General features: G+C 66.2%; 16 protein-coding genes. 4 read left to right on the top strand and 12 right to left on the bottom strand.

Annotated elements, in window-relative coordinates; genetic code table 11:
- Nucleotides 1-48: 48 nt before the first annotated feature.
- Nucleotides 49-1,134 carry a PDZ domain-containing protein gene (locus RF638_RS04915; protein WP_368841538.1) on the bottom strand — a complete coding sequence of 362 codons (1,086 nt, stop codon included), beginning with the start codon at nucleotides 1,132-1,134 and terminating at the stop codon, nucleotides 49-51.
- Nucleotides 1,135-1,401: 267 nt separating this feature from the next.
- Here RF638_RS04915 and RF638_RS04910 point away from each other — a divergent pair, with 267 nt between their 5' ends.
- Nucleotides 1,402-2,910, top strand: a complete 1,509-nt coding sequence (locus RF638_RS04910) for a zinc-dependent metalloprotease (protein ID WP_129699938.1) — start codon at nucleotides 1,402-1,404, stop codon at nucleotides 2,908-2,910.
- On the opposite strand, the gene RF638_RS04905 is transcribed toward RF638_RS04910, so the two are convergent.
- The gene (locus RF638_RS04905) at nucleotides 2,907-3,446 is read right to left on the bottom strand and encodes a M48 family metallopeptidase (RefSeq protein WP_259915998.1); all 540 of its coding nucleotides are present in this window, start codon (nucleotides 3,444-3,446) and stop codon (nucleotides 2,907-2,909) included. The two genes, RF638_RS04910 and RF638_RS04905, sit on opposite strands and share 4 nt — an antisense overlap.
- Nucleotides 3,447-3,750: 304 nt before the next feature.
- Here RF638_RS04905 and RF638_RS04900 point away from each other — a divergent pair, with 304 nt between their 5' ends.
- A complete protein-coding gene (locus tag RF638_RS04900) occupies nucleotides 3,751-4,560 on the top strand; it encodes a hypothetical protein (protein ID WP_129699941.1) in 810 nt (269 codons plus the stop codon).
- Nucleotides 4,561-4,569: 9 nt separating this feature from the next.
- Here the strand turns inward: RF638_RS04900 and RF638_RS04895 are convergent, their stop codons facing one another.
- Entirely contained in the window at nucleotides 4,570-6,366 is a 1,797-nt protein-coding gene (locus tag RF638_RS04895; RefSeq protein WP_095797427.1) for an ATP-dependent helicase, read from the bottom strand.
- Nucleotides 6,367-6,370: 4 nt separating this feature from the next.
- Nucleotides 6,371-7,354 carry an NAD(+) diphosphatase gene (gene nudC / locus RF638_RS04890; protein WP_095797428.1) on the bottom strand — a complete coding sequence of 328 codons (984 nt, stop codon included), beginning with the start codon at nucleotides 7,352-7,354 and terminating at the stop codon, nucleotides 6,371-6,373.
- 94 nt (nucleotides 7,355-7,448) lie between these two features.
- Here nudC and RF638_RS04885 point away from each other — a divergent pair, with 94 nt between their 5' ends.
- Complete coding sequence (locus tag RF638_RS04885; protein WP_238663048.1) at nucleotides 7,449-8,570, top strand: macrolide 2'-phosphotransferase; 1,122 nt, start codon at nucleotides 7,449-7,451, stop codon at nucleotides 8,568-8,570.
- 52 nt (nucleotides 8,571-8,622) lie between these two features.
- Here the strand turns inward: RF638_RS04885 and RF638_RS04880 are convergent, their stop codons facing one another.
- Both RF638_RS04880 and RF638_RS04875 read right to left on the bottom strand, forming a co-directional pair.
- Complete coding sequence (locus RF638_RS04880; protein ID WP_095797429.1) at nucleotides 8,623-12,099, bottom strand: ATP-dependent DNA helicase; 3,477 nt, start codon at nucleotides 12,097-12,099, stop codon at nucleotides 8,623-8,625.
- On the bottom strand, nucleotides 12,096-15,491 hold the full coding sequence (locus RF638_RS04875) for a PD-(D/E)XK nuclease family protein (protein ID WP_368841537.1): 3,396 nt from the start codon (nucleotides 15,489-15,491) through the stop codon (nucleotides 12,096-12,098). Before RF638_RS04875 ends, RF638_RS04880 begins: the two co-directional genes overlap by 4 nt.
- A gap of 301 nt (nucleotides 15,492-15,792) precedes the next feature.
- Between RF638_RS04875 and RF638_RS04870 the strand changes: the two genes are divergently transcribed.
- Nucleotides 15,793-16,524, top strand: coding sequence for a 3'-5' exonuclease (locus RF638_RS04870; protein ID WP_274542999.1), 732 nt, complete (start codon nucleotides 15,793-15,795; stop codon nucleotides 16,522-16,524).
- A gap of 184 nt (nucleotides 16,525-16,708) precedes the next feature.
- On the opposite strand, the gene hemL is transcribed toward RF638_RS04870, so the two are convergent.
- From hemL to hemQ, 6 genes are all read right to left on the bottom strand, one after another.
- Complete coding sequence (hemL, locus tag RF638_RS04865; protein WP_129699947.1) at nucleotides 16,709-18,028, bottom strand: glutamate-1-semialdehyde 2,1-aminomutase; 1,320 nt, start codon at nucleotides 18,026-18,028, stop codon at nucleotides 16,709-16,711.
- Nucleotides 18,029-18,112: 84 nt separating this feature from the next.
- Complete coding sequence (hemB, locus tag RF638_RS04860) at nucleotides 18,113-19,120, bottom strand: porphobilinogen synthase (RefSeq protein WP_259913401.1); 1,008 nt, start codon at nucleotides 19,118-19,120, stop codon at nucleotides 18,113-18,115.
- Nucleotides 19,117-19,974, bottom strand: a complete 858-nt coding sequence (locus RF638_RS04855) for a uroporphyrinogen-III synthase (RefSeq protein WP_238663049.1) — start codon at nucleotides 19,972-19,974, stop codon at nucleotides 19,117-19,119. Before RF638_RS04855 ends, hemB begins: the two co-directional genes overlap by 4 nt.
- A gap of 8 nt (nucleotides 19,975-19,982) precedes the next feature.
- On the bottom strand, nucleotides 19,983-20,918 hold the full coding sequence (gene hemC, locus RF638_RS04850) for a hydroxymethylbilane synthase (protein WP_129699953.1): 936 nt from the start codon (nucleotides 20,916-20,918) through the stop codon (nucleotides 19,983-19,985).
- On the bottom strand, nucleotides 20,915-22,129 hold the full coding sequence (locus RF638_RS04845; protein WP_368841536.1) for a ferrochelatase: 1,215 nt from the start codon (nucleotides 22,127-22,129) through the stop codon (nucleotides 20,915-20,917). The genes hemC and RF638_RS04845 overlap by 4 nt, the downstream gene beginning before the upstream one ends.
- 2 nt (nucleotides 22,130-22,131) lie before the next feature.
- Nucleotides 22,132-22,857: a hydrogen peroxide-dependent heme synthase gene (gene hemQ, locus RF638_RS04840; protein WP_315277067.1), complete on the bottom strand. Its 726-nt coding sequence runs from the start codon at nucleotides 22,855-22,857 to the stop codon at nucleotides 22,132-22,134.
- Nucleotides 22,858-22,870: the final 13 nt, after the last annotated feature.

Raw genomic sequence — 22,870 nt, 5'->3', positions numbered from 1 at the left:
TATTCTGCGGGGTGGTCTCGGGACGTGCAATTACACTCCCCGGGGGTGTCATCGAGTGCCGCAACTCGGGAGGTTCGAAATGTTGCCCACGGCCGCTTGTTCCACCGCGTTGACGGCCTCGCCGAGGGTTTCCACCTCGATCACGTCCAGACCGTCCGGGACATACCCCTTGACCTCGTTGCAGTTGCCGCTGGGTGCCAGGAAGTATCGGGCGCCGGCATCCGCGGAGCCTTCCAGTTTTTGGCGGATTCCCCCGATCGGCCCCACCTCCCCCTGCGGTGTAATGGTTCCGGTGCCGGCCACGTGCTCGGAGCCGACCATGGATCCCGGGGTCAGTTCTTCGATCACACCGAGTGCGAACATCATGCCGGCACTCGGGCCGCCCACCTGCTCGAGTTCGAAATCAACGGTGAATGGGAAGTCGTACTCGGGGGTGAGGTACACACCCAGTTGCCACCGCCCCGTGTCCTCACTGCGGGTGAGGTCCAAGTGGCGGGTCACCGTCTCGTCACCGCGTTGAAGGGTCAAGTCGATACCTTTGTCCCCCGCCTCGTCCAAGCCGTCCCGCAACTGGTCCAGCTCGGAGATGGGCTCCGAGTCCATGGCGAGCAGAGTGTCCCCCGGCTCCAGGACCCCGTCAGCGGGAGTGTCCGGAATGCTCGCGTGCACCTGGAGCGTGGTCTTGTACGGCTCGTCCAAGTAGTCCAGGGCGGCCGCAACCGAGTCCTCTTGCGAGGTCTGCATCGCAGCGGCGTTGGAGTCGTCGACTTCCTGACCGGTCAAGGTGGGGTCGTACACGGCATCCTGCGGCAGCACGGTGTCCGTCGGGTTGAACCACCCCAAGAGCACGTTGACGGCATTCACCTGGCCGGCCGGACCACCCTTGACGTACACCGTGGTCAGGTCCAGTTTTCCGTCGCTGGGATAGGTCTGGGCACCCTCGATACTGACGAGTTGGTGGTCCTCGAACTGACCCACGGTGTTGAAGGTGGGGCCGGAGGATTCAATGACGAACGGCGCGGGCAACACCACACCGGCGATCAGCAGGGCCGCGGTGCCCAGCAGACCGACCGATTCCAAGGATTGCTTCTTGCGCCATCGCGACCACCGCGAGGTGCCACCACTAGCGGGCACGCGCGCTCCTCTCACCCATTGTCAGGACCGTCCCAGCCTACTTGCCTCCCCTGGGAACCGCCGCCGCCGCGACGCGACCACCACGCAGGGTGCCGACGCCGCTCGGCCGGGTGGGCGGCGTCGGCAACGGATGTTGTCGGCAATCGTTGGGGACCGGGGCGGGTCCATGAGCTGGCAGCGAACTGTAGGGCCCTGCCGGTGGTACTCCCGGGGGCCTGCCGATAGGCTTAACCGAATCCATTTTTCCCCACCAGATTGGCGGTACCCATGAGTTCGAACCCTCCTCGTGACGAGAACGGCGACAACCCGAAGGATCCGTTCCAGGAGATGTTCGAACGCCTGCTCGGATCCCAGGGAATGTCGGGTGAGAACATGCCCGGCGGGATGCCCGTGAATCCGCAGGCGATGTCCATGATGTTCCAGCAGATCCAGTCGATGATGAGCTCCGGCGGAACCGACGAGCCCGTCAACTGGGAGCTGGCGCGCAATCACGCGCGGCAGGTCGCCTCGCAGAAGGGCGATCCCTCGGTGACCAGCAAGCAGAAGGGCGCCGTGGACGACGCCATGAAGCTTGCGGAGCTGTGGCTCACGCCCAACACCGCGTTCGCCGAGCCCAATACCCTGCCCGCGGCGTGGTCGCGTGCCGAATGGATCGAGGCGACCGCGGAGACGTGGAAGGAAATGACCACCCCTGTGGCAGCCTCCGTGACCAAAGCGATGAGCGAGGCCATGACCAAGCAGTTGCCACCGGAGCTGTCCCAGGCCATGGGCGGCGCGGACTTGTCCGGAATGCTCTCCGGCGCGGGTTCCATGCTGTTCGGCATGCAGCTGGGACAGGCCGTGGGTGCTTTGTCGTGCGAGGTCGTGTCCTCCACGGACGTTGGTCTCCCCCTGTCCAAGGACCACTCGGCCCTTGTTCCGTCCAACGTTGCCGAGTTCAGCGAGGGGCTCGAGCTGCCCGCATCGGACGTGATGCTATACCTGGCCATCCGCGAGGCCGCGCACATCCGCCTCTTCCACGGCGCTCCGTGGCTGCGAGATCACGTGCTGGGTCTGATCACCAGTTTTGCCGCGGGCATTCACATCGATATGGACCGCATCGAGACCATTGCGCAGGATCTTGATCCCATGGATCCCTCGGGCATTCAGGACGCCCTGGCTTCCGGTGTGTTCAGCCCGCAGATGACCCCCGAACAAGAGGCCACGCTGGCTCGGCTCGAGACGGTACTGGCTCTCATCGAGGGTTGGGTCACCCGGGTGACGGTTGCGTCCACGGGCAATATCCCGTCCGCCGCTGCACTCACCGAAATGATGTCCCGACGCCGCGCCGAGGGCGGTCCCGCCGAGCGCACCTTCGGTTCGCTCGTGGGTCTTGAACTGCGCCCGCGCCGCATGCGCGAGGCCGCGGCATTCTGGGAGTATGTGGAGAGCAAGCGCGGCATCGATGAGCGCGACGGGCTCTGGGAGTCCGCCGAGCTTCTGCCAACCAATGAAGACCTTGACGATCCCGAAGGCTTCGAACAGCGCCGGGGTCTGCTGACCGCAAGCGACGACGAGATGGACGCCGCACTGGCCAAGCTGCTGTCTGGTGGGTACGAGGGCCCTGAGGGCGGCGACACTGCTGGTTCCAAGGACTCGGGTTCCACTTCTTCGGATTCCGGCGCGTCGGACGGCTCGGGTGAAGCAAACGAGTCGGGAGATTCGACCGGCTCCGGTGACTCCACGGACTCCGGCGATGACTCGCGGGAGGGACCCGGGGACTCGCCCAAGGCCTAAACCGTGGCTGCCGGTCCCCCTCGGGGGTTGGCATCCGCCCATGCGACGCCGTCCAGGAACTGGGCGGCGTCGTTTGCTTTGGGGTGCCTGCGCGCCAGCGACCAGAAGCGATCGTTGTGGTGGGCCTCCAACAGGTGCACCAGTTCGTGAAGCACAACGGTCTCCAACACCCAATCCGGCACGGTGGCCAATCGCGTGGAGATCCTGATGACACCGGTGCTGGGTGTCGCCGAGCCCCAGCGGGTGTTCTGTCGGGAGGACCACTTCACCTCGGTGGGTCGCGCCTTGCCGTCCAGGTAGGTGGCCGACAATTCCTGGGCCATGCGCCAGAGCCCGTCGTCCGTGCTGCGCCGCCGTGCGTTCCGCTGAGCCCGCTCCCGCTTGGCAACGATCTTGGGAACCAACGTGGTTTTCCACTGCTCCACCTCCCGGCGAGTGGCCGACTGGGGAACGGCCAAGATCACCGACTCACCACTGAAGTGGGCGCTCACCGTCTTCTTCCGGCGCGCGCTGCGCTGCACGATTACTTCAGGCATCTCGGACGGTAACTGCGGCTCGGTGTGGCGCGGCTGCGTGTTGCGGGGCGAGCGGAACGGGGACATGGTCTGTAGTTCACCACTCCGGGGCGGTCGGTGACCAATCGCGGGCACAAGTTTCGGTGCACCGTTCCCCACTTGACCAGGCCTGGCGGCAGGATGCCCGGGCGACGTGTGCCCCAGCCAAGACTGCGTACCCCGTGCAGTATCCACTCGAACTGTGGATGACGGGATTTCTGCTGCGTAGCGGACCGTAAGTTGACAGCCTGAGAGACCCACCCGGTTCCCGACCTCGGAGCAGTTCATGACGCCTACACCCGCCACTTCATCAACTAATTCGGGGGAAGCCCCCGAATCGAACGATCAATGGTCTGCCAGCCCTCAGATGCACCCGGATGAGGTGCACGTGCTGATCGCGGGTCTGGATCCAGTGACCGCGACCGCCGCCCTGCTCCTGGCGGATGCGGGGGTGTGCTTGATCAACGTCACGGATCCGGGCCCAGTGACCTCGCAGGACACTGCCACGGGACCGTATCCACCCGCCCTGGAAGGGTCCCCGCGGGAGTATGCGCTGCGCAAGCTACTGCGTAACCGGTGGCCACGTTGCGTTCCGTTGAGCGCACCGGAGCTGTTCTGCTCCTCGGTCATTCCCTCGGCCGCGATGCTGCGCAGCGCCTCTGTGACGGGACCGCTTCCCCAGGACCTCACCGTTGTGGACTTGGCCGCTTCCCCGGACGCTCATCTCCCCACGATCACGGTGGTCACGGACGGATCCGTGTCACTGACCTGGCCACTGGTGCCCTGGTACCGGCGCCCGTGCAGGGAGTGCATAGTCAATGCCGTGCGAGATGCTCGAAAGGTGTTGCGGGATCAACCGCCGCTGGATCCTGACGCCGTGGCCACCGCGCATTCCCTCGCACTGACCACGTTGACTCGCGTCATCACCGCGTCCGGGATCGCCGTCGACTTGCTGGGACAGTCACTCAATCCGCAGAACACTAATGTGCAGAACACTTGGGATGCCGAATCTCCGGGAACGATCACGCTTCGCTACGGTCTGCATCGGTCGACGTTGACACCGCGAGCGGACTGCCTGTGTGCGTTGGATGGCTGAAACTCCGCCTCAGCGGCGCGTGCGAACGTGCCGCTGAGCCACGTTCGATGCCGCCGCCGGCAGGATCGCGTCCAGGAATCGCGAGCGCGACCGGGTGGGTCGTCCTCCCGGAGTGCGCGACAGTGACCAGGACAACACCAGATGCTCACGGGCGCGGGTAATGCCCACGTAGAGCAGCCGCCGTTCTTCGTCCACACCGTCCGCGGTGTCTGCGAAGGAGATGGGCATGAGCCCCTCGGACAGTCCTGCCAGGAACACGGCGTCCCATTCCAGGCCCTTGGCCGAGTGCATCGAGGCCAGCGTCACGCCGTCCATCACGGGTGCCTCCTGGGCCTTGGCCCGCCGTTCCAGTTCGTCCGAGAACTCCTGGAGGGTGAATTCCTCGTCCTCCTCGGCGGCCCGGTGAGCCATGGAATCAGCCAGGGACACCAACGCGGACAGCGACTCCCACCGGGCACGGGTGGCACTGTCTGAACGGGGCGCCCGCGCCGAGTATCCCAGGGAACTGAGCATGTCCCTGACCTGCTGCGGAACCCGCACGGGCTCATCCCCCAAGGTCTTGGCCGCAGAACGGATCTGCACGAGTGCCTGCCGGATCTCGGGGCGGTTGAAGAACCGCTCGGTGCCGCGCAGTTGGAAACCGATGTTGGCGTCTGCGAGAGCGGCCTCGAAGGCTTGGGATTGTCCGTTGGTGCGGAACAGGACGGCGATCTCTCGGGCGGGAACGCCGTCGTCGATAAGGTCCTGGATGCGCGTGGCCACTCCGGCGGCCTCGGCCTCGTCGTCCGGGTATTCGTTCCAGGACGGTTCTGGGCCGGCCGGGCGCTGGGAGATGAGCTGCAGCGGCGTCGCCCAGGTTCCGGGGGTTGAACCGGCAGCGGGGCGGCGAGCGGCGAGCAACTGGTTGGCGGTGTTGACCACCTGCGGAGTCGATCGGTAGTCGCGGATCAGTTCGACCACGCGAGCATTCGGATGACGGGACGGGAACTCCAGCAAGTGCCGGGAGGTGGCGCCGGTGAACGAATAGATCGTCTGGGAGGCGTCCCCCACCACGCACACGTCGTCGCGCTGTCCGAGCCACGCGTCGAGCAATCGCTGTTGCAAGGGCGAAACGTCCTGGTACTCATCCACCACGAACTGGCGGTACTGCGCGTGGACGGCCGCGGCAATCCGCTCGTCCTCCTCCAGGATGCCCACTGTGATGAGCAGGACGTCCTCGAAGTCGATCAGGTGGCGGTCCGCCTTGAGGTCCTCGTAGGACTGGTAGAGACGCTGCATGGTGCGCACGTCGTAGCCCATGGGCATGCTGCGCTTCTCGGCCGCGGCGGCATAAGTGTCAGGGGTGAGCATGGAGACCTTGGCCCACTCGATCTCCCCTGCCACGTCGCGCACCGTCGCCCGGTCGGTGGTGAGACGCATGGATTGGGCGGCCTCGGTCAACAACCGGGCCTTGTGATTAACCAGGCCGGGCGGGGGCCCGCCCACGGCCTGCGGCCAGAAGTACTGCAGTTGCCGCAGTGCGGCGGAGTGGAAGGTCCGTGCCTGAACTCCGGGGGCGCCCAGTTGCCGCAACCGCTGCCGCATCTCGTTGGCCGCCCGCGCAGTGAACGTGAGCGCCAGGGTTTTCTGCGGCGTGTACACGCCTGAGGCGATGCCCCACGCAATGCGGTGGGTGATGGCGCGGGTCTTACCCGTCCCTGCTCCGGCCCGCACGCACACCGGACCCTGCAGAGTGGTCGCCACCACGCGCTGTTCGGGATCCAACCCGCCCAGGATTCGTTCTTCGGCCGATGCGTCACTCGCCAATGGCTCAGTTGCCTTCCGGTAGCGGTTCGCCCAGCCAGCTCACGATCAGGGCGTGAGCAATGGAAATTCGGCCGGGCAACACGATGGACTGCTCGATCGCCGCAGCCTTCAACTCCGCCCGGGTGAACCAGCGCAGGTCCAAAATCTCCTGACCGTCCGGGGTGAAGTCGATAGTTTGGGCAACGGCGCGGAACCCCAACATGAGGGAGCGCGGGAACGGCCATGGCTGCGAGCCCTGGTAGTGCACCGAGCCCACCACAATGCCCGCCTCCTCGAAGATCTCGCGCACCACCGCTTGTTCGGCGGATTCACCAGGTTCCACGAATCCGGCCAGCGTGGAGAACCGGTTGCTGGCCCACAGCGACGATCGACCCAGCAGAATACGTTCCTGCTCCGGATCCTCGTTGCCATCCGTGATCGCCACAATCACCGCGGGGTCCGTGCGAGGAAAATGCAGGGACTGGTCCTCGGGGCATTCGCGCGCCCAGCCGGACCGGATCACCTCGGTCACCGTGCCGCAGCGCGGGCACCGCGGGTGGTCACGGTGCCACAGCGCCACCGACTGCGCGGTGACCAGGAGCGACGTTTCTTCCGGCTCAAGTTCGGTGCCGAGCACGCGCAAACCGGCCCGCACAACATCGTCCTGGCCGGGAAGGTCTGTGCCCGCCGGGAAGCTGCGCAGCACCACGGGTGCCCCGTCCCCGCGCAGTCTGCCCAGGTACACGTCCGGGTGGGCCGGGTCATCGCTCGCGGCCGGGGCGGCGTCGTAGTCCTCGAGTACCAGACGCCCGTCACGCACGGGCGCGTCGCCGCCCACCATGACGAGCACGCGCGCAGCCGGGTCCGTGGCCGCTGCGGCCCGCAGGTCGTGTTGCTCGCGGTCCACGGCGTCGCGGTCGAACGACGACGCCGCGAACGGCAGGTCCGCAGGGTTCAGTCCGGGCACGGAGCGGTCATGCGTCCAGGTGATGGGGTCGGAAGAAGTCACCCGTCCACTGTAGTCCGCGTCCCCCGGTAGGTCGCAGGGGGCTGTGGGTAACCGTTGGGCCCGTGCTCAGCGCACTCCCGGTAGTGTGGATGTGGTGAGAACGACCCCCGAATTGCTCGCAGCCATCGCCGCCGCCGCCGTGCCAAGTATCGCCCCGGTGGCGACCGGTCCTTCTCCCGATGACAACTCTGATTTCCGATCGTGCGTGGTCAAAGACACGCAGAACAAGCGGTGGCGTGTTCGCAGCCCGCTCAATGCCGAGGCCAGTATGCGGCTCGAAACCGAGCACCTGGTTCTGGGGGCCTTCACGCCGTCGGTGCGTGCCCACCTGCCGTTCCATTTGCCCAGCGTGGTGGGTTCGGTCGAGCAATCCGGGCTGCGCACATTCGTGTACTCACACCTGCCCGGGACCACGCTCACACTGGCTGAGATGTCCCGGCAGAACGAGAATCCTGTCGCGCCGTCACGGGCTCCCGCTCCCAGTGCTGAACCGCGCGCCCCCCTGGCGGTTCAGGTCGGCAGGTCACTGGCCGCCATTCATTCCCTGCCCCGGGCGCTGGTCATGGACGCCGACCTGCCCGCCTACAGTGCCGAGCAGTGCCGCAGCCGCATGCTGCACGACCTGGACCGGGCTGCGACTACCGGACGGATTCCCGGTCAGCTGTTGCGCCGTTGGGAACATGCGCTCGAGGACACCACACTGTGGCGGTTCTCGACCCGCGTGGTTCACGGTGACCTCCATGAAGACAACGTGATCGTGCACGAAGGTGCCCTGGGAGCCCTGACCGGCTGGAGCGACCTGCACGTGGGTGACCCCGCCGTAGATTTCGCGTGGCTCGTGGGCATGGCGAATTCGGAGTTCGCGGACACGGTACTTGAGGCGTACTCGGTCGCGGCCGTGCAACCACCCGACCGGCACCTGTTGCGCCGGGCCCATCTGGCCGCGGAGTTCGCTCTGGCCGAGTGGCTTGTGCGCGGTGTGGACCGCGGCATCGAGTCCATGGTCAAGGACGCCGAGCGGATGCTCAACACCCTGACGCTGGACGTGGAACGCACCGGTTCTCCAGCACCAGGAGTGATTCCGGAGCCGTCAGAGGTGGAGCCGGAGAAGGGATTGCGTCCAGAGGCTACGCCAGCCGTCGGATCCGGCTACCGCTCTGGCTCTGGCTCTGGCTCTGGCTCCATAGGATCGTCCGCTGCGCGCCCCCAGGATTAATTCCTACGCCGTAATAACTGCATTGCAGCCACGTTGACACCAAGGGATCTTGTCAGCCATGCACTTGATACATCGACTCGACGATCGCCTCCAGTTCCTGTTCCGTGGCGAGGTCGTGCGGGCGGACTTCCCTGTCCTCGGTCACGTAGTAGAAGGCGGCAGAGACATCGCTCAGGTCCAGTCCGTGCAACCGGGCGAATGCCAACCGGTAAAGCGCCAGCTGTCCTGACTTCCTGCGCAAATCCTGGCCGTGAGGCACTCGTCCCGTCTTCCAATCGATGAGGTCCCAACCACCGGAGTCCGTTCGGAAGACGGCGTCGATCCGGCCGCGCACGGTCACCGAGCCCACTGGCGTCTCCACCGGCAGCTCGATCGCGTACGGTTGACGATTCGCCCACTGGCTCGCGCGGAAGGTCTCGGCGAGCGCGGGCAGGTCGAGCTCTTCATCCACGTAGTCGTCGGCACCCGGCAATTCATCCATGTCGAAGATCGCCGAGTCACCGAAGAAATTCTCGACCCACGTGTGGAACGTCGTACCAGCGCGAGCCGCAGAGCCGGGTCGTGCGGGCATAGGACGGCGCAACCCCATGATGAAGGCTTCAGGGTTGGAGTCCATGGCGACCAGGGCGGACGCGGAGACGTGAGAGGGCATGTGCACGGTGTTGCGCTGTTCCACCGCGTCCCGCTTGGCGATGAGCAGTTCCGCCTCCCGCCGCCAGCGTTTGACGGTTTCCCCGTGCTCACCGGTTTCAAGTTGCTCCGCCGTGAACTCCCGGGTGGTATCGAAGCCACCTGTCTGGACCGCGTGGGCCGCACGGTCCATGCGTTCGCGCCGACCGCTGTGCACGGGCGTCGAGACCGTGAGCTTTTCCTGGCCGTCAACGGACCGCTCCTTGCGAACGATCTCCGGCCCCTCGAGGGGATCGTAAGGCCACAGCGCACTCAACACGGTGTCCGCCTGGGGATTGTCGGTGCCCGGCTCAACCTCGGCCCACTCCCCCAGCTCGAGACCGGGATGGGACTCCTCCGTCATGGCCCGTACTTCCTCCAGGAAGACCGACGGGTCATGCGCGGTTTTCGCGGTGCCTCGGAACACCGAACACGACAGTTCAAGCAGTGTTTTGGCTCGTGTGCAGGCAACGTAGGCCAGGCGGCGTTCCTCGGCTTCATCATGCGTGCCGGCGTCTGCCAGGAAGAGTTCGAACGATTCCTTGAGCGTTTCCACGTCCGTGGGATCAGCGTTCCACTGCGGCAGCTGTTGGGCATCACCACGCAGGGGCCACGGCAATTTTGAAGAGTCTCCGGTCCAGGCTGATTTCCGTTTCGAGGGAAAATCTCCCTGGTTCATCCCCGGCACGTAGACGTGATCCCATTCCAGGCCCTTGGCCGCGTGCACCGTCAGCAACTGAACGGCGTCGTGACGGGTCTCCCCCGGCGGGAGTTCCAACCCGTTTTCCTCGTGGGCGGCGGCCTCGAGCCACGCAAGGAAGGTCGCAACGTCGTGCGTGCGGGTAGTCGCGCTGAATTGGACGGCCTGGTCGTAGAAACTGTCCACGTTCTTTCGTGCCTGAGCGGGCGTCATGCCGGGGCTCGCGGCCAGTTCCACGTCCAAACCGAGAGTGGTCTCCACCTCATGGATCACAGAGGTGAGTTCGTCACCGAGCACCGACCGCAAATGGTTGAGTTCGGATCGAAGTATCTGCATCCTGCCCAACGCCTGGGGGCTGATGGAGCGACCACGGTAGGACACCCACGTTTCCGAGGGCAGCGTCTCAATGGCCTCAATCAGACTCGCCCGGTCCACGATGTCGCCTTCAACCACGGCAACTGCGGGTTCTTCAGCGGGTGATTCTGCGAGTTCTTCCGCGGAGAGTTCGGTTCGCTGCGCCGCAGCCGCGCGGGACCGAGTTTGCTCTAGGTGACCCGCCCAATCCCCCAGCGCCGCGAGATCCTTGGGTCCGATCCGCCAACGGGAACCGGCCAACAACCGCGCCAGTGCATCGGAACGTCCAGGGTCGGTCAAGACGTACAGCGTGGCCACAATATCTGCGACTTCGGGGGTGCTGAGGAGCCCGCCGAGCCCGACCACCTCGTACGGCACATCCAGCGCCTCGAGTTCCAAGCGGATCGGTTCGAACTGAGCCCGCTTCCTGCACAGAACAGCCATGGTGGGCATCTCGTCCAGCGGCTGTCCTTCGTGGGCGCGCCGCTGTTCCGCGATAGCCCGAGCCGTGGCCTGAGCCTCCTCCGAGTCTGTGACGTACCGACTCACCCGCACAGTCCCGACCGTGGCATGGGGCGAGGGATCGAGCGGGGGCACCTGCACGGTAGACGCGGAACGATTCCACGGTGGTGGGGTACGCAGGGGCGCGGCAATCCGGTTGGCCGCGTCCAGGACGGACTGGCAGTTCCGCCAGGCCACCGTGAGGAAACTCGAATCCGCAAACGCAGCCGGCTCTTCGGAATCCCCGTTGCTGCGCGGAAAGTTCTCCACAAAGCTGAACAGCTGCCCCGCAGACGCGCCACGGAACCCGTAAATGGACTGCTGCGGATCACCCACGGCCATCACGCAGTGCCCGTCCCCAAAGAGTCCGGAGAACAGCTTGAGCTGAGCGTGGGAAGTGTCCTGGAATTCGTCCAACAAGACCACTTTGAAGCGGTCACGTTCGGTGGCACAGGCTCGAGGGTCTACATGCACGATCTCCGCCGCGAGCGCCAGCAAATCGCCGTAGTCCAGGGCAGATTCAATCGTCTTCACTCGTTGGAATCGCTCGACCAGTTGAGCGAGTAGTTCCGTGGTTTCCAATCTTTTGAGCGCATCTTGGATGGGCTTGGCAATCGCCTTTTTCCTACCGACCGGCGGAACATCCACACAGCTCATCCGGAACTGGTGGGCCCACTGCCCCACGTGGTGCGGCGAGACCAAATGCTCGGAGGACTCCGAGGCCAGACTCATCAATCCGGTCGTGAGCGTGGAGACCGCCGGCATGCTTTCCGGCAATGGTCCGTCCCAGCTCTCCACGAGTCGGTGCGCCAATTGCCACGCCTGCGCCTGACCCATGAGCACAGTATCCGCCTCGACCCCCAACCTGAGTCCGTAGCTGCGCACCAGCGAGTTGGCGTAGGAGTGGTAGGTGCTCACGGTGGGTTCTTGCGGCACAACCGGTTCATCGGAATCACCGGGCTCGGGTGCAAACGGCGACTCGTGGGGTGCCGCGACCAGTTGTGCTTCCGGCCCCAGCAGTCCCGCACGACGCAGTCCGCGCAGCTTGCCCTGAATGCGCTCGGCCAGTTCGCCGGCGGCTTTGCGGGTGAAGGTCACACCCAGTATTTGTTCCGGTTCCACGAGCCGATTGGCCACCAACCACGCCACCCGATCGGACATGGTGGTGGTCTTTCCGGACCCCGCACCGGCCACCACGAGCCGTGGCGTCAGCGGAGCTGAAATGACTTCGGCTTGCTGCTGTGTGGGAGGGAAATCCCCCAGTGCCTCGGCAATGTCGAAGGGAGAGTACTGGGGGGTGGTCATCGTTCGCTCACCTGTCGACCTTCTGCGCACAACGGACACACCCAGGGCAGGGTGCATCGCAAACCGAAATTGGACCCGTGTTCCGAATCGTGCCGGGCTTCGAACCGCGTTCCCGAGACCAGGTCCGCGGCACGGGTAATGAGGTCCCTGGCCCACAGATGCTCCGGGTCCAGGGGCTGCTGGTTTTGGGTTCCCACTTTCTTGTTACTCGTGCCCAGTTGAACCAGCAGCGCTCCGCCTGGCTGGGCGATCACGGTTCCCTGGGGCAGTTCGATGGGTTCGGAACCGGCCTGCCGCACGGCGGCATCCGGATCCTCGCCGGCAGCCACGGCTCGTTCCCTGATCTCGACTTCGCGACGCATCTGCTCACCCGCCCCGGCCTGCAGGGCCACTTGGTAGGCCCCCAATTGCGGGTGGTTCTCGATCTTCTTGCTTGCCGGCTGGTACTTGCCCGTCTTGAGGTCGACCACCATGTGATGGCCCTGAGCATCAACCTCTAATCGGTCCACGCGACCGCGCAGCAGAGCATCTCGGGCTTCCCCGCGCACGAGCACGTGGAAACTCCCTTCGACTCCCACCAGCTCGCGTCCGTCATCCTTGCGCGCATTGATCACATATTCCGCGAACTTGCGCAGCATGATCTCCGCGCGTTCCTGTTCCGTGTCGGTGATCCACCCGGGAGGCATACCCAGGCTCGGCCACCGGCGTCGCAGCTCCGCGATCAGTTCGGTGCTCGGAGCATCCGGCATGGTTTCGGCAATGTCGTGAACGAGGGTTCCTAGGCTCCGGCTGAAGTCGGTGACCTCCTCGGCCTTGGCCTCACTCACGAACCAGTCCAGGGGTGACCGGTGAATGGTTTCGATCTTCGACGGGGACACCGGAATCGGATCATCCGCAGCGAACAGCGGCTCGTCGCTACTGAGCGGGGCCCACCCCCACCATTCCTGCGGATCTGCGCCACGCACGGGCTCGGTAAGAGAGGTGAACTCGTGCAGCAACCGCGCTGCCGCTTCGCCCAGTTCGGGGGCCTCCTCGGCATCGAAAACCGTTCGACGCAGTGACCCCGTCAGCTGGCGCAAGGTCAGTGGCACCGGCGCCTCCAGATACTCCAGCTCATGCCCGGAGTCCTCCCCGCCCCATCCCGAGGCGACCAGGTCCAACAACTCTGAGGGCTGCTCATCCTGATTGGACACCGCCGAAACCACCAGCGAAGAGCTCGCACGCGAGACCGCCGTGGCGAACTGACGCAGCTCGTCGAATCGCACCTGACGCAACCGGTCCAAGGGCCCCAACCGGGCCGCCTGCTCCACCCCGAAATCCAAGGCATCGGTGAGGACATCTGTTCCGAGCAGCTGACCGCGCAGAGTCGTGTTGGGCCACACGCCCTGCTGGACTCCGGCCACGACCACGTGGGCCCACTGGCGCCCGGCGGACCCCGCCGGGGTCAAGATCGACACGTTGTCCTCCGCGGGAGCACGAGCGGCCAGCGTGTCCATGGGCAATTCCTGGTGCTCCATGTAATCCATGAAGGCCTGCGCCGTGGCCCCGGGTACCTGATCCACGAAACGCTCGGCGGATTCGAAGAGCCCGACCACGGCATCCAGGTCACGATCGGCCCGCACGGACTCCGCGCCACCCGAGATCGCTCGACGCCGCCACAGCTCGGCAACCCCCGACGCATTCCAGAGCGCCCACAAGACCGATTCGGCGGTGGCACCGGGGGTGGCCAAAGCCTCCTGCCCCGCGTGCAACATGTCCGCGATGCGGTGAGCCGGGCCCGACCGGACCCCGGCGGCCTCCAGCAGCACACCGTCAGTCAAGGCTTCAACCAGCAGTGTGTCACTGGTGCGTCCGCCGCCGGTGCTGAGTTCGTAGACACGCAGTCGCTGCCGGATGCGACGCACATCCATGGGCGAAGCCCCTCCCAACCGGGACGTCAACAGAGCGACCGCGGCCTCCGCGGTCAACAACCGCGGTTCTTCGTCATTGATGGCGGTTTCGCGGGTCTCAGCTCCATCGGGGCCGGAGGGCTTCCCTTGGGAGTCCAGCAAGAGCCGTAGTGCGTTGAGCAGCGGAATCACGGCCGGTTCCTCGCGCAAGGGCGTTTCGGCCGCGGAAGAGGTGGTGGGGACCCCGAGCGAAGACAGCTGCCGGGTCAACGACGACAACTGCGAACCGCTGCGCACGATCACTGCCATCTCCCGGTACGGCACCCCTTCCAGCACGTGGAGCCGCAGGAAGTGATCCGCACACCATCGGGCCTGAGCCGTGGGCGAGTCGAAGACCACCGCGCGCATCGAGCCCGTGTTCTCTACGGAGGACTCCGGCGCTCGGTTGATCCGGGCTCCGGCCACGACTGAAATCGCTCGGGCAACGCGTTGCCAGGCTTGATTGACGTCCGATGGGAGTCGATGAGTGAGGTCCAATGACATCCGACGTAGCGGGTACCGCTCCGTACCCACGCGGTCCTGCAGAGTACGCAGCAGGTCCGGGCGCGCGCCACGGAATCCTTGGACGGTCGTATCCGGGTTAGCCGTATAGATGGCATCCGCCCCGCGGGTCAGTACTCCGATCAAGCGGTAGACCGAGGGCGTTGCCTCCTGCAGATCGTCCACCAGAACGACACCGAGGCGCGCTCGTTCCTCCGCGAGGAACTCGGAGTTCTCCTCCAACACCCTGGCGGCACGGTCCACGAGCTCGGACGGGTCGAAGGCGTTGGGCATGCGCAGCGCACGCACTTGCTGGTACTCGGCACGAAACGCCGCTGCCGTGCGCCATTCCGGGTGGCCCAGCGGCTCGGCCCATGATGAGAGCCGCTCCGGCGGCATGCGGTATTCGTTCATGCGGTCGAACAGTTCGCGCAGTTGTCCCCTGAAACCCCGCGTCTGCAACGCGCGGTCCAGGTCCGCTGGCCACACCATTCCTGTCCCGTGCCCCGCGGTGTGTCCGCGCATCATGTCCGCGATGAACGCATCCTGTTCCGGACCCGACAGCAAGACGGGGGGCTCCATGACACCGGGGAGTAGACCTTGCGCGTGGGCTCGGCGCAACAGGTCGAAGGCGTAAGCCTGCCAGGCCCGCACGAGCGGCGTGCTGATGGTGGCTGCCGCGCGCTGGCTGATCGCATCGCGCAGCTCGGCGGCCTGAGTTCGCGTGGGTGCAAGCACCAGCATCGATTGCGGATCTGCGGCCGCGGCCAAACGCCGCACCACGAACTCCACGAGCGTGCTCGAACGACCCGTACCCGGCGCCCCCAACACCAGCACCGGGCCGTGTCCCGGTTCCAGCTCGGTCACGGCCCGCTGATGGGCATCCGGAGTGAACGTCCGGCCACTCCCCGTGACGGAGCGCGGCGGAAGGATCCGCCAGGGGGTCTCATGCTGCGTCTGCATGGTCCCATCACATCACGCCCGGCGGACACGCATAACGACACCGACGGACGGAGCCGGTAGCGTAAACACCATGCCTTCCCCGCAGCAGCACTCGCCGCACGATCAGCCGGCTCTCTTCGACGTCCCCGACACCGCGCAAGCCACCGATTCCCAGAAATCCGCCGAAGATCCCACACAGGACACGCTGTTCGACGTCGCGGAAAGTCCCGCACTTTCGACGCCCCAGGCACCTCCCGCCGCACCCGCCCGACCGACGGTCCACATTCCGGCAGACAGTGAGCCCGGAACCAAAGCTTTTGCAGTGCCGGAGGGCACAGGTGCTGAGCCCGCACCGGTCGATCCCACGACGCCCTGGACCGCACTCCCCAGGGCGTGCTTCGACCTGGAAACTACCGGCCGCGATCCACAGACCGCCCGCATCGTCACAGCGTCGGTCGTCCTCGTGGCTCCCGACGGCGCCGTCGTCAGCGAGTGGGAATGGCTCGCCGATCCCGGCGTCGAGATCCCGGAGGCCGCCGCCGCGGTCCACGGGATCAGCACCGAGAAGGCGCGGGCCGAGGGACAGGCCGCGAGCGCCGTCGTCACCGAATTGACCGCCGTTCTGGCCGAACTGTGGGGGCAAGGCACCCCGGTACTCGCCTTCAATGCCGCCTACGACCTGACGGTCCTGGCTCGCGAGGGCGAGCGACACGGCGTGCCCTGGGTGGAGCCGTTTCCCGTGCTCGACCCGTTCATCCTGAACAAGCAGGTGCACAAATTCCGAAAGGGCAAGCGCACGCTGGGGGCCTTGTGCGAGGAGTACGGCGTGGTGCTCGACGCCGCTCACACCTCCGCCGCAGATGCCCTGGCCACCGAACGGTTAGCCGCGGCCATGGCTGAGAAATTCGCCGAACTGCAGGCCACGGCGAGCGAACTCCACAGGGCCCAAATCGGATGGGCCGCTGAGCAGGCGGCGTCATTGCAGGAGTATTTCCGACGCCGCGACCCGGACGCCGTGGTGGAAGGCACCTGGCCGGTCCACCACCGAGTTTGACCGAATGTTGAAGCCAAACCCGCCCAGTGTCCAGAAAGAACGACGGCGCCGCGCCCCGGCAAGGGACGCGGCGCCGTCGCCGTCGTGGGAGCCAACCACCTTTTGATGCGGTCTTACTGCACGGTAAACCGGTCTACCGTGGAGTAAACCCGCACCAAATGGCCCGCATCCCGCAGAAACGGAATCAGCCCCGCTCGGGCTGGGCCTCCGCAGCGGCCTGAGCGGCGGCGGGCAGTGCGGAGATGATCCGGTCCATGGCCGAGTCATCGTGGGCTGCGGACAGGAACCACGCCTCGAAGACCGAGGGCGGCAGGTACACGCCCGCGTCCAGCATCGCGTGGAAGAACGGGGTGTAGCGGAAGGTTTCCTGTGCCTTGGCGTCCGCGTAATTGTGCACGCCGGTGTCGCGAGTGCCGAACGCGATCGAGAAGAGGTTGCCCGCCTCCTGGATCGAGTAGTTCACGCCAGCGGTGTCCAGTGCCGAGCGCACGGCGTCACGCAGCTGCTCGGAGCGGCGATCGATCGTCTGGTAGGCAATGCGATCGGCACACTTGAGCGTGGCCAGGCCGGCCGCCATGGCGATCGGGTTACCGGACAGTGTGCCCGCCTGGTACACCGGACCGGTCGGAGCCAGGTAGTTCATGACGTCCGCGCGGCCACCGAGTGCCGCGGTGGGCAGGCCGCCGCCAATCACCTTGCCGAACGTGAACAGGTCGGGGGTCCAGCCGCCCTCTGCCTCGTTAGTGAGACCCCAGTAACCGGCCTCGTGCACGCGGAACCCGGTGAGCACCTCGTCCAGGATCATGAGCGCGCCGTGTTCCTGGGTCACGCGGCGGATCTCGGCGTTGAAGTTGTTCTCCGGGGTCACCACGCCCATGTTGCAGGGCGCTGCCTCCGTGATCACCGCGGCGATCTCGCCCGGGTGATCCGCGAAGGCCTGTTCCAAGGCGGTGACATCGTTGTACGGCAGCACCAGCGTCTGGGATGACGTCGCTTCGGTCACGCCCGCCGAGCCCGGCAGGGCCAGGGTGGCCACGCCGGAACCGGCCTCGGCCAGCAGCGAGTCCACGTGACCGTGGTAGCAACCGGCGAACTTGATGACCAGGTCGCGGCCGGTGAAACCGCGGGCCAGGCGCAAAGCGGTCATGGTGGCCTCGGTGCCCGTGGAGACCATGCGGATCTCCTCCACCGGGCCCACACGATCGACCAGCAGCTCGGCCAGTTCGGTCTCACCGCGAGTCGTGGCACCGAAGGACAGGCCGCGCTCCACAGCCTCGTGCACCGATTCCAACACCACGGGGTGCGCGTGGCCCAGCAGTGCCGGACCCCACGAACCCACGAGGTCCACGTATTCGCGACCGTCCACATCGGTCAGGTACGGACCCTTGGCTGCGGAGATGAACGGAGGGGTACCGCCCACGGAGTTGAAGGCGCGCACCGGGGAGTTCACGCCGCCGGGCATCACGCGTTGAGCACGGTCGAACAGTTCTTGGGAGACACTCATGAGATCACTTGGTTCCTTCCACCGGGGATCTTCCCGGTCGTGTGTGCCGCGGCCGGTTGGGGGCACGCGCGGCGGCAGTCTGATTTAGTTCCCGTTGTCCTGGCGGTACCAGCGCGCCAGTTCGGCGGCGTAGTACGTCAAAATTGAATTGGCTCCCGCGCGCTTGATGGACAGCACGGACTCCTTGACCGCTGCGTCGCGGTCGATCCAGCCGTTACCCGCTGCGGCCTCGATCATCGCGTACTCACCGGAGATCTGGTACGCGGACACGGGCACCGGGGACACCTCGGCCACATCCCGCAGGATGTCCAGGTAGCTCATGGCCGGCTTGACCATGACCATGTCCGCGCCCTCGTCCAGGTCCAGTTGCAGCTCGTGCAGCGCCTCGCGACGGTTCGACGGGTCCATCTGATAGGTCTTGCGATCACCCGTGAGCGCCGAATCCACGGCCTCGCGGAACGGACCGTAGAACGCCGAGTTGTACTTGGCGGAGTACGCCAGTACCGAGACATCCTGGTAGCCGGCGGAATCCAGTGCCGCGCGGATCACGCCCACCTGGCCGTCCATCATGCCGGACGGGCCCACCATGTGGGCTCCGGCCTGCGCCTGGGCCACGCCCATTTCGGCGTAGATCCGCAGCGTTTCGTCATTGTCGACCACGCCGTCATCGTCCAGCACACCGCAGTGACCGTGGTCGGTGAACTCGTCCAGGCACAGGTCGGACATGACCACGATGTCATCGCCCACCTCGGCGCGGACCTGGGCGATCGCGTGGTTCAGGATCCCGTCCTCCTCGAGTGAGGCGGATCCCACGGCGTCGCGGGTCTCGGGGATGCCGAACAGCATGATGCCGCCCAACCCCAGCTCCACGGCCTCGGCCGCAGCCTGCTTGAGCGAGTCCACGGTGTGCTGAACCACGCCGGGCATGGACTGGATCTCCACGGGTTTGGAAATGCCTTCCTTGACGAACGCAGGCAGGATCAGTTCCTCAGGGTGCACGCGGTTCTCCGCGGCAAAGCGGCGCATGGCCGGATTGGTGCGGAGCCTGCGCGGGCGTGACACCAGGTCGTACAACGGTGCGTGTGAGCTCACGATGATTTCTCCTCGGTCGAACTAGTGGTCTTGAACAAATCTTCAAGGGCGCGATCCACGGCCACAGCCAGGGCCGCCGGACTCGGATCCTCGGCCACAACGGGCGTGAGGCCGCGCTGTCGCAGCGCGGCGGCGGTGGGTTCGCCGATCGCCACCCACCTCGTCCCCCCGGGCGGAGGCGCCAGGCCGTCCAACAGGGCAGCAACGCGCGACGGCGCCGTGGCCACCACGGCGCGGAACTCGCCGCGCGCACACTGGTCGCGAGCGGCGTCGGCGTCGAGCACGGCCGGATCGTCACCGAGCGGAGCGTCTGGCTGTAAAGGCTCGGCGGCCGGTGCGGGCACCATGCGATAGGCGACGGCGGTCGTTACGTCATAGCCGCGCTCGGCCAGTGCATCCGCAAGGGCCGACGACGCCAGTTCGGACGCGGGCACCAGCGCGACTTCCCCCGCGGAGGCGCGTGCGGTGGGCCATTCGGCCAGCATTCCGGCCGCGCTCTGTTCGTGCGACGGGGTGAAGTCCACGCCGATTCCAACCTGTCGTAACGCCGACGCCGTGGCGCGGCCAACCGCTGCAACGGAGAGTTTCGGTGTGCTCGCGCGCGCTCGGTCCAGAGCGGCACCCCAGTCGGAATTGTCGGCGATGGCCGCGAGCGCCCACACCGTGTTCGCGGAGGTGACGGTGAGCCATGTGGGAACCTCAGGGCCAGCGGCGAGATCCAACACGGCCCGCAGGGCAGCGGTGTCCTCGGGCAACTGCGCCTCGAGCAAAGGTGCCACGCGTACGTCGTACCCGCGGTCCCGCAGCAGCCCCGTGAGTTCACGGGACACGGCGGGACCGCGAGTGACCAACACGCGGGATATCACAGGGTCAACCGCGCCAATCGATCGGCGCCGTCGGCCAGAAGTTCGTCGGCGATCCGCACGCCCAGGGCTGCGGCGGCCTCCACGGAGAGTTCATCGGTAGCTTCCGAGCGACGCATGACCTCGGTGCCGTCAGGGTTGGCGACCACCACGTCAAGGTGCAGATCGCCGTCGACCATGCGGCCGAAAGTTCCCACGGGCGCGGCGCAACCGGCCTCGAGCCGGGCCAGCACGGAACGTTCGGCGGTGACCGCCAGGCGCGTAGGCAGGTCATCCACGGCGGCCAGACCGCGGCCCAGCGGTGAATCCTCGGGGAGTTCACTCGAGACCTCGAGCGCGAGCGCGCCTTGCCCCGGTGCCGGCAGCATTCGCTCGGGGTCCAGGTACTCGGTGATCCGACCTTCCAGGCCCAAACGCTTCAGGCCCGACGCCGCCAGCACCACCGCATCCAGGTCGCCCGGGGCCACCCGGTTGAGGCGGGTTCCCACGTTGCCGCGAATGTCCACGATCTTCAGATCGGGGCGCAGTGCACGCAGCTGGGCCACGCGGCGCGGTGAACCCGTACCCACGGCCGCACCCTGCGGAAGTTCGTCCAGCGTGAGACCGTCGCGGGCGCACAGGGCATCCCGGGGATCCTCACGTTCCGGCAGGGCGGCAATGACCAGGCCTTGGACCGGTGCGGTCGGCAGATCCTTGAGCGAGTGCACCGCCAGGTCCACGTCACGGTCCAGCAATCGCGCACGCAGGGCGGTCGCGAAGACCCCGGTGCCGCCCATCTGGGACAGCGGCCCCGTGAGCACATCACCCTCGGTGCGCACGGTGATCAGCTCGGGCGTTAGGTCGGCAGCAGCACCCACGGCATCCGCCGCGTAACCGGTCTGCGTCATCGCCAGCTGGGAACCACGCGTTCCGACCCTGAAGGTTTTTTCGCTCACCGGTAGATCACCTCGCCCTGCTCGTCCATGGCCACGGCAATGGGCTGGTCCAGCGGGGTCTGTGCCACGGTCGGCCGGGGTTCGGTCTGGCCGCGCAGGATCTTGGTGCAGCAGTCCGCGGGGCAGTTGTCGAACCACGTTCCCTGCCCGCACGCCGAGACACGCGGCGGAGCCGTCTCGGTCCCGAGCCGCTGTTCGATGGCGTCCGCGAGCGCCCCCACGAAGGCAGGGTGCGTTCCAGCGGTGGCCACGCGTTCGAATTCGATACCGGCCTCTGCCGCGGCGTCCTTGGCCTCGGTGTCGAGGTCCCAGATGACCTCCATGTGATCGGACACGAAGCCCACGGGCACCACGGCCACGCCCTGCACACCGGATTCGGGAAGAGTCTCGATCACGTCGCAGATGTCCGGTTCGAGCCACGGGATCTGCGGCGGGCCGGAGCGGGACTGATAAACGAGTTGCCAGTTCACGCCGTCCATGGCGTCGCCGAGTTGAGCCACGATCCAACGTGAAGCGGCCAGGTGCTGGGCCACGTACGCGGAGTTCTCCTCGAACTCGATGCGTTCAGAACCTGAAGCATAGGCATCGGTGTCCGGAACCGAGTGGGTCGTGAAGAGCACCTCCAAAGGGCCCTCCGCCGTGCGTTCGCGCAGCTTGGCCAGGGCGTCCCGCAGACCTTCCACCGAGGGGGTCAGGAACCCCACCTCGTCGAAGTACGGGCGCACCTTCTCCACGTGCAACGTGTCCGCCAGACCGAGTTCTTCCAGCCCCATGCCGTAGTCCTCACGGTACTGGCGGCAGCTCGAGTATCCGGAGAACGCGCTGGTGGCCAGGACCAACAGGTCCCGGTAACCGCGGTCGTTGCACTCCGTGAGCACATCGGCCACGTAGGGGTCCCAGTTGCGGTTGGCCCACAGCAGGGGCACGTCCACGCCGCGATCGCGCAGTTCCGTTTCCAAGGCATCGCGCAGCGCACGGTTCTGGGCGTTGATGGGGCTCACTCCCCCGTTGGCGCGATAGTGGGTGGCGACTTCCTCGAGGCGCTCATCCGGGATGCCGCGCCCACGAGTGACGTTGCGCAGGAACGGAATCACGTCGTCCTGGCCCTCGGGACCACCGAAGGACGAGAGGATCACGGCGTCGAAGTGCCGGGGTTCCGCGGCGCGGGCGGTACTGAGAGGATTGCTGACCTGTTGTTCGACGGGTGCCATGCTTAGCGCAGCACCTCGGCGATCTCACTGGTTTCGATCCGGCGGCCCGTGTAGAACGGGATCTCCTCGCGCACGTGCAGGCGCGCTTCGGTGTTGCGGAACTCGCGCATGACGTCGACCAGGTCCACGAGCTCGGGCGCTTCCAGGGCCAGCAGCCATTCGAAGTCATTGAGCCCGAAGCACGCAATGGTGTTGGCGAGTACCTGCGGGTAGTCGCGAGCCTTCATGCCGTGGTTCTTGAGCATTTCGGCGCGGCGCTCGGAGTTCATGTAGTACCACTCGTAGGAGCGCACGAACGGGTACACGCACACCCATTTCTCGGGGGCAATGCCGCGCGCGTACGACGGCGCGTGGTTGCGGGTGAATTCTGCGTCGCGGTGCACACCCATCGCGTTCCAGACCTGGCGGGTGCCACCCAGCAGCGGCTGGCGGCGGATCTTGCGCACGGCCTCCTGCAGCACGTCGGGTTGATCACCGGTCAACCACACCATGAGGTCGGCGTTGTCACGCATGCCGGAGACGTCGTACACGCCGCGCACGGTCACGTTGTCACCGGACAGTTCCTGGACCAGACGATCGAATTCGGCCTGGTGGGCCTCGGAATCGGCGTCCGGGGTGCGGTCCCCGGTTCGCTCCAGCACGGTGTAAACAGCCCAGTACAGCTTCTCCTCGGTCGTTTCCTCCGTCTCGACGGCGGATTGCTGTGCTGCGTGTACGTGCTCACTCATCGTGTGTGTCCTT

This window comes from Kocuria sp. CPCC 205235 (assembly GCF_040980905.1).
GTDB classification, from domain to species: Bacteria; Actinomycetota; Actinomycetes; order Actinomycetales; family Micrococcaceae; genus Kocuria; species Kocuria carniphila.
Note: the sequence above shows the minus strand (reverse complement) of the source record. Positions and strands in the feature narration are given on the sequence as shown.

What these genes read in the sequence shown, in the direction of transcription:
- RF638_RS04905 (WP_259915998.1), bottom strand. Translation starts at nt 3,446, where the DNA reads ATGCCTGAAGTAATCGTGCAGCGCAGCGCGCGCCGGAAGAAGACGGTG.
- hemL (WP_129699947.1), bottom strand. Translation starts at nt 18,028, where the DNA reads ATGAGTGTCTCCCAAGAACTGTTCGACCGTGCTCAACGCGTGATGCCC.
- RF638_RS04900 (WP_129699941.1), top strand. Translation starts at nt 3,751, where the DNA reads ATGACGCCTACACCCGCCACTTCATCAACTAATTCGGGGGAAGCCCCC.
- RF638_RS04910 (WP_129699938.1), top strand. Translation starts at nt 1,402, where the DNA reads ATGAGTTCGAACCCTCCTCGTGACGAGAACGGCGACAACCCGAAGGAT.
- hemQ (WP_315277067.1), bottom strand. Translation starts at nt 22,857, where the DNA reads ATGAGTGAGCACGTACACGCAGCACAGCAATCCGCCGTCGAGACGGAG.
- RF638_RS04875 (WP_368841537.1), bottom strand. Translation starts at nt 15,491, where the DNA reads ATGCAGACGCAGCATGAGACCCCCTGGCGGATCCTTCCGCCGCGCTCC.
- RF638_RS04880 (WP_095797429.1), bottom strand. Translation starts at nt 12,099, where the DNA reads ATGACCACCCCCCAGTACTCTCCCTTCGACATTGCCGAGGCACTGGGG.
- RF638_RS04845 (WP_368841536.1), bottom strand. Translation starts at nt 22,129, where the DNA reads ATGGCACCCGTCGAACAACAGGTCAGCAATCCTCTCAGTACCGCCCGC.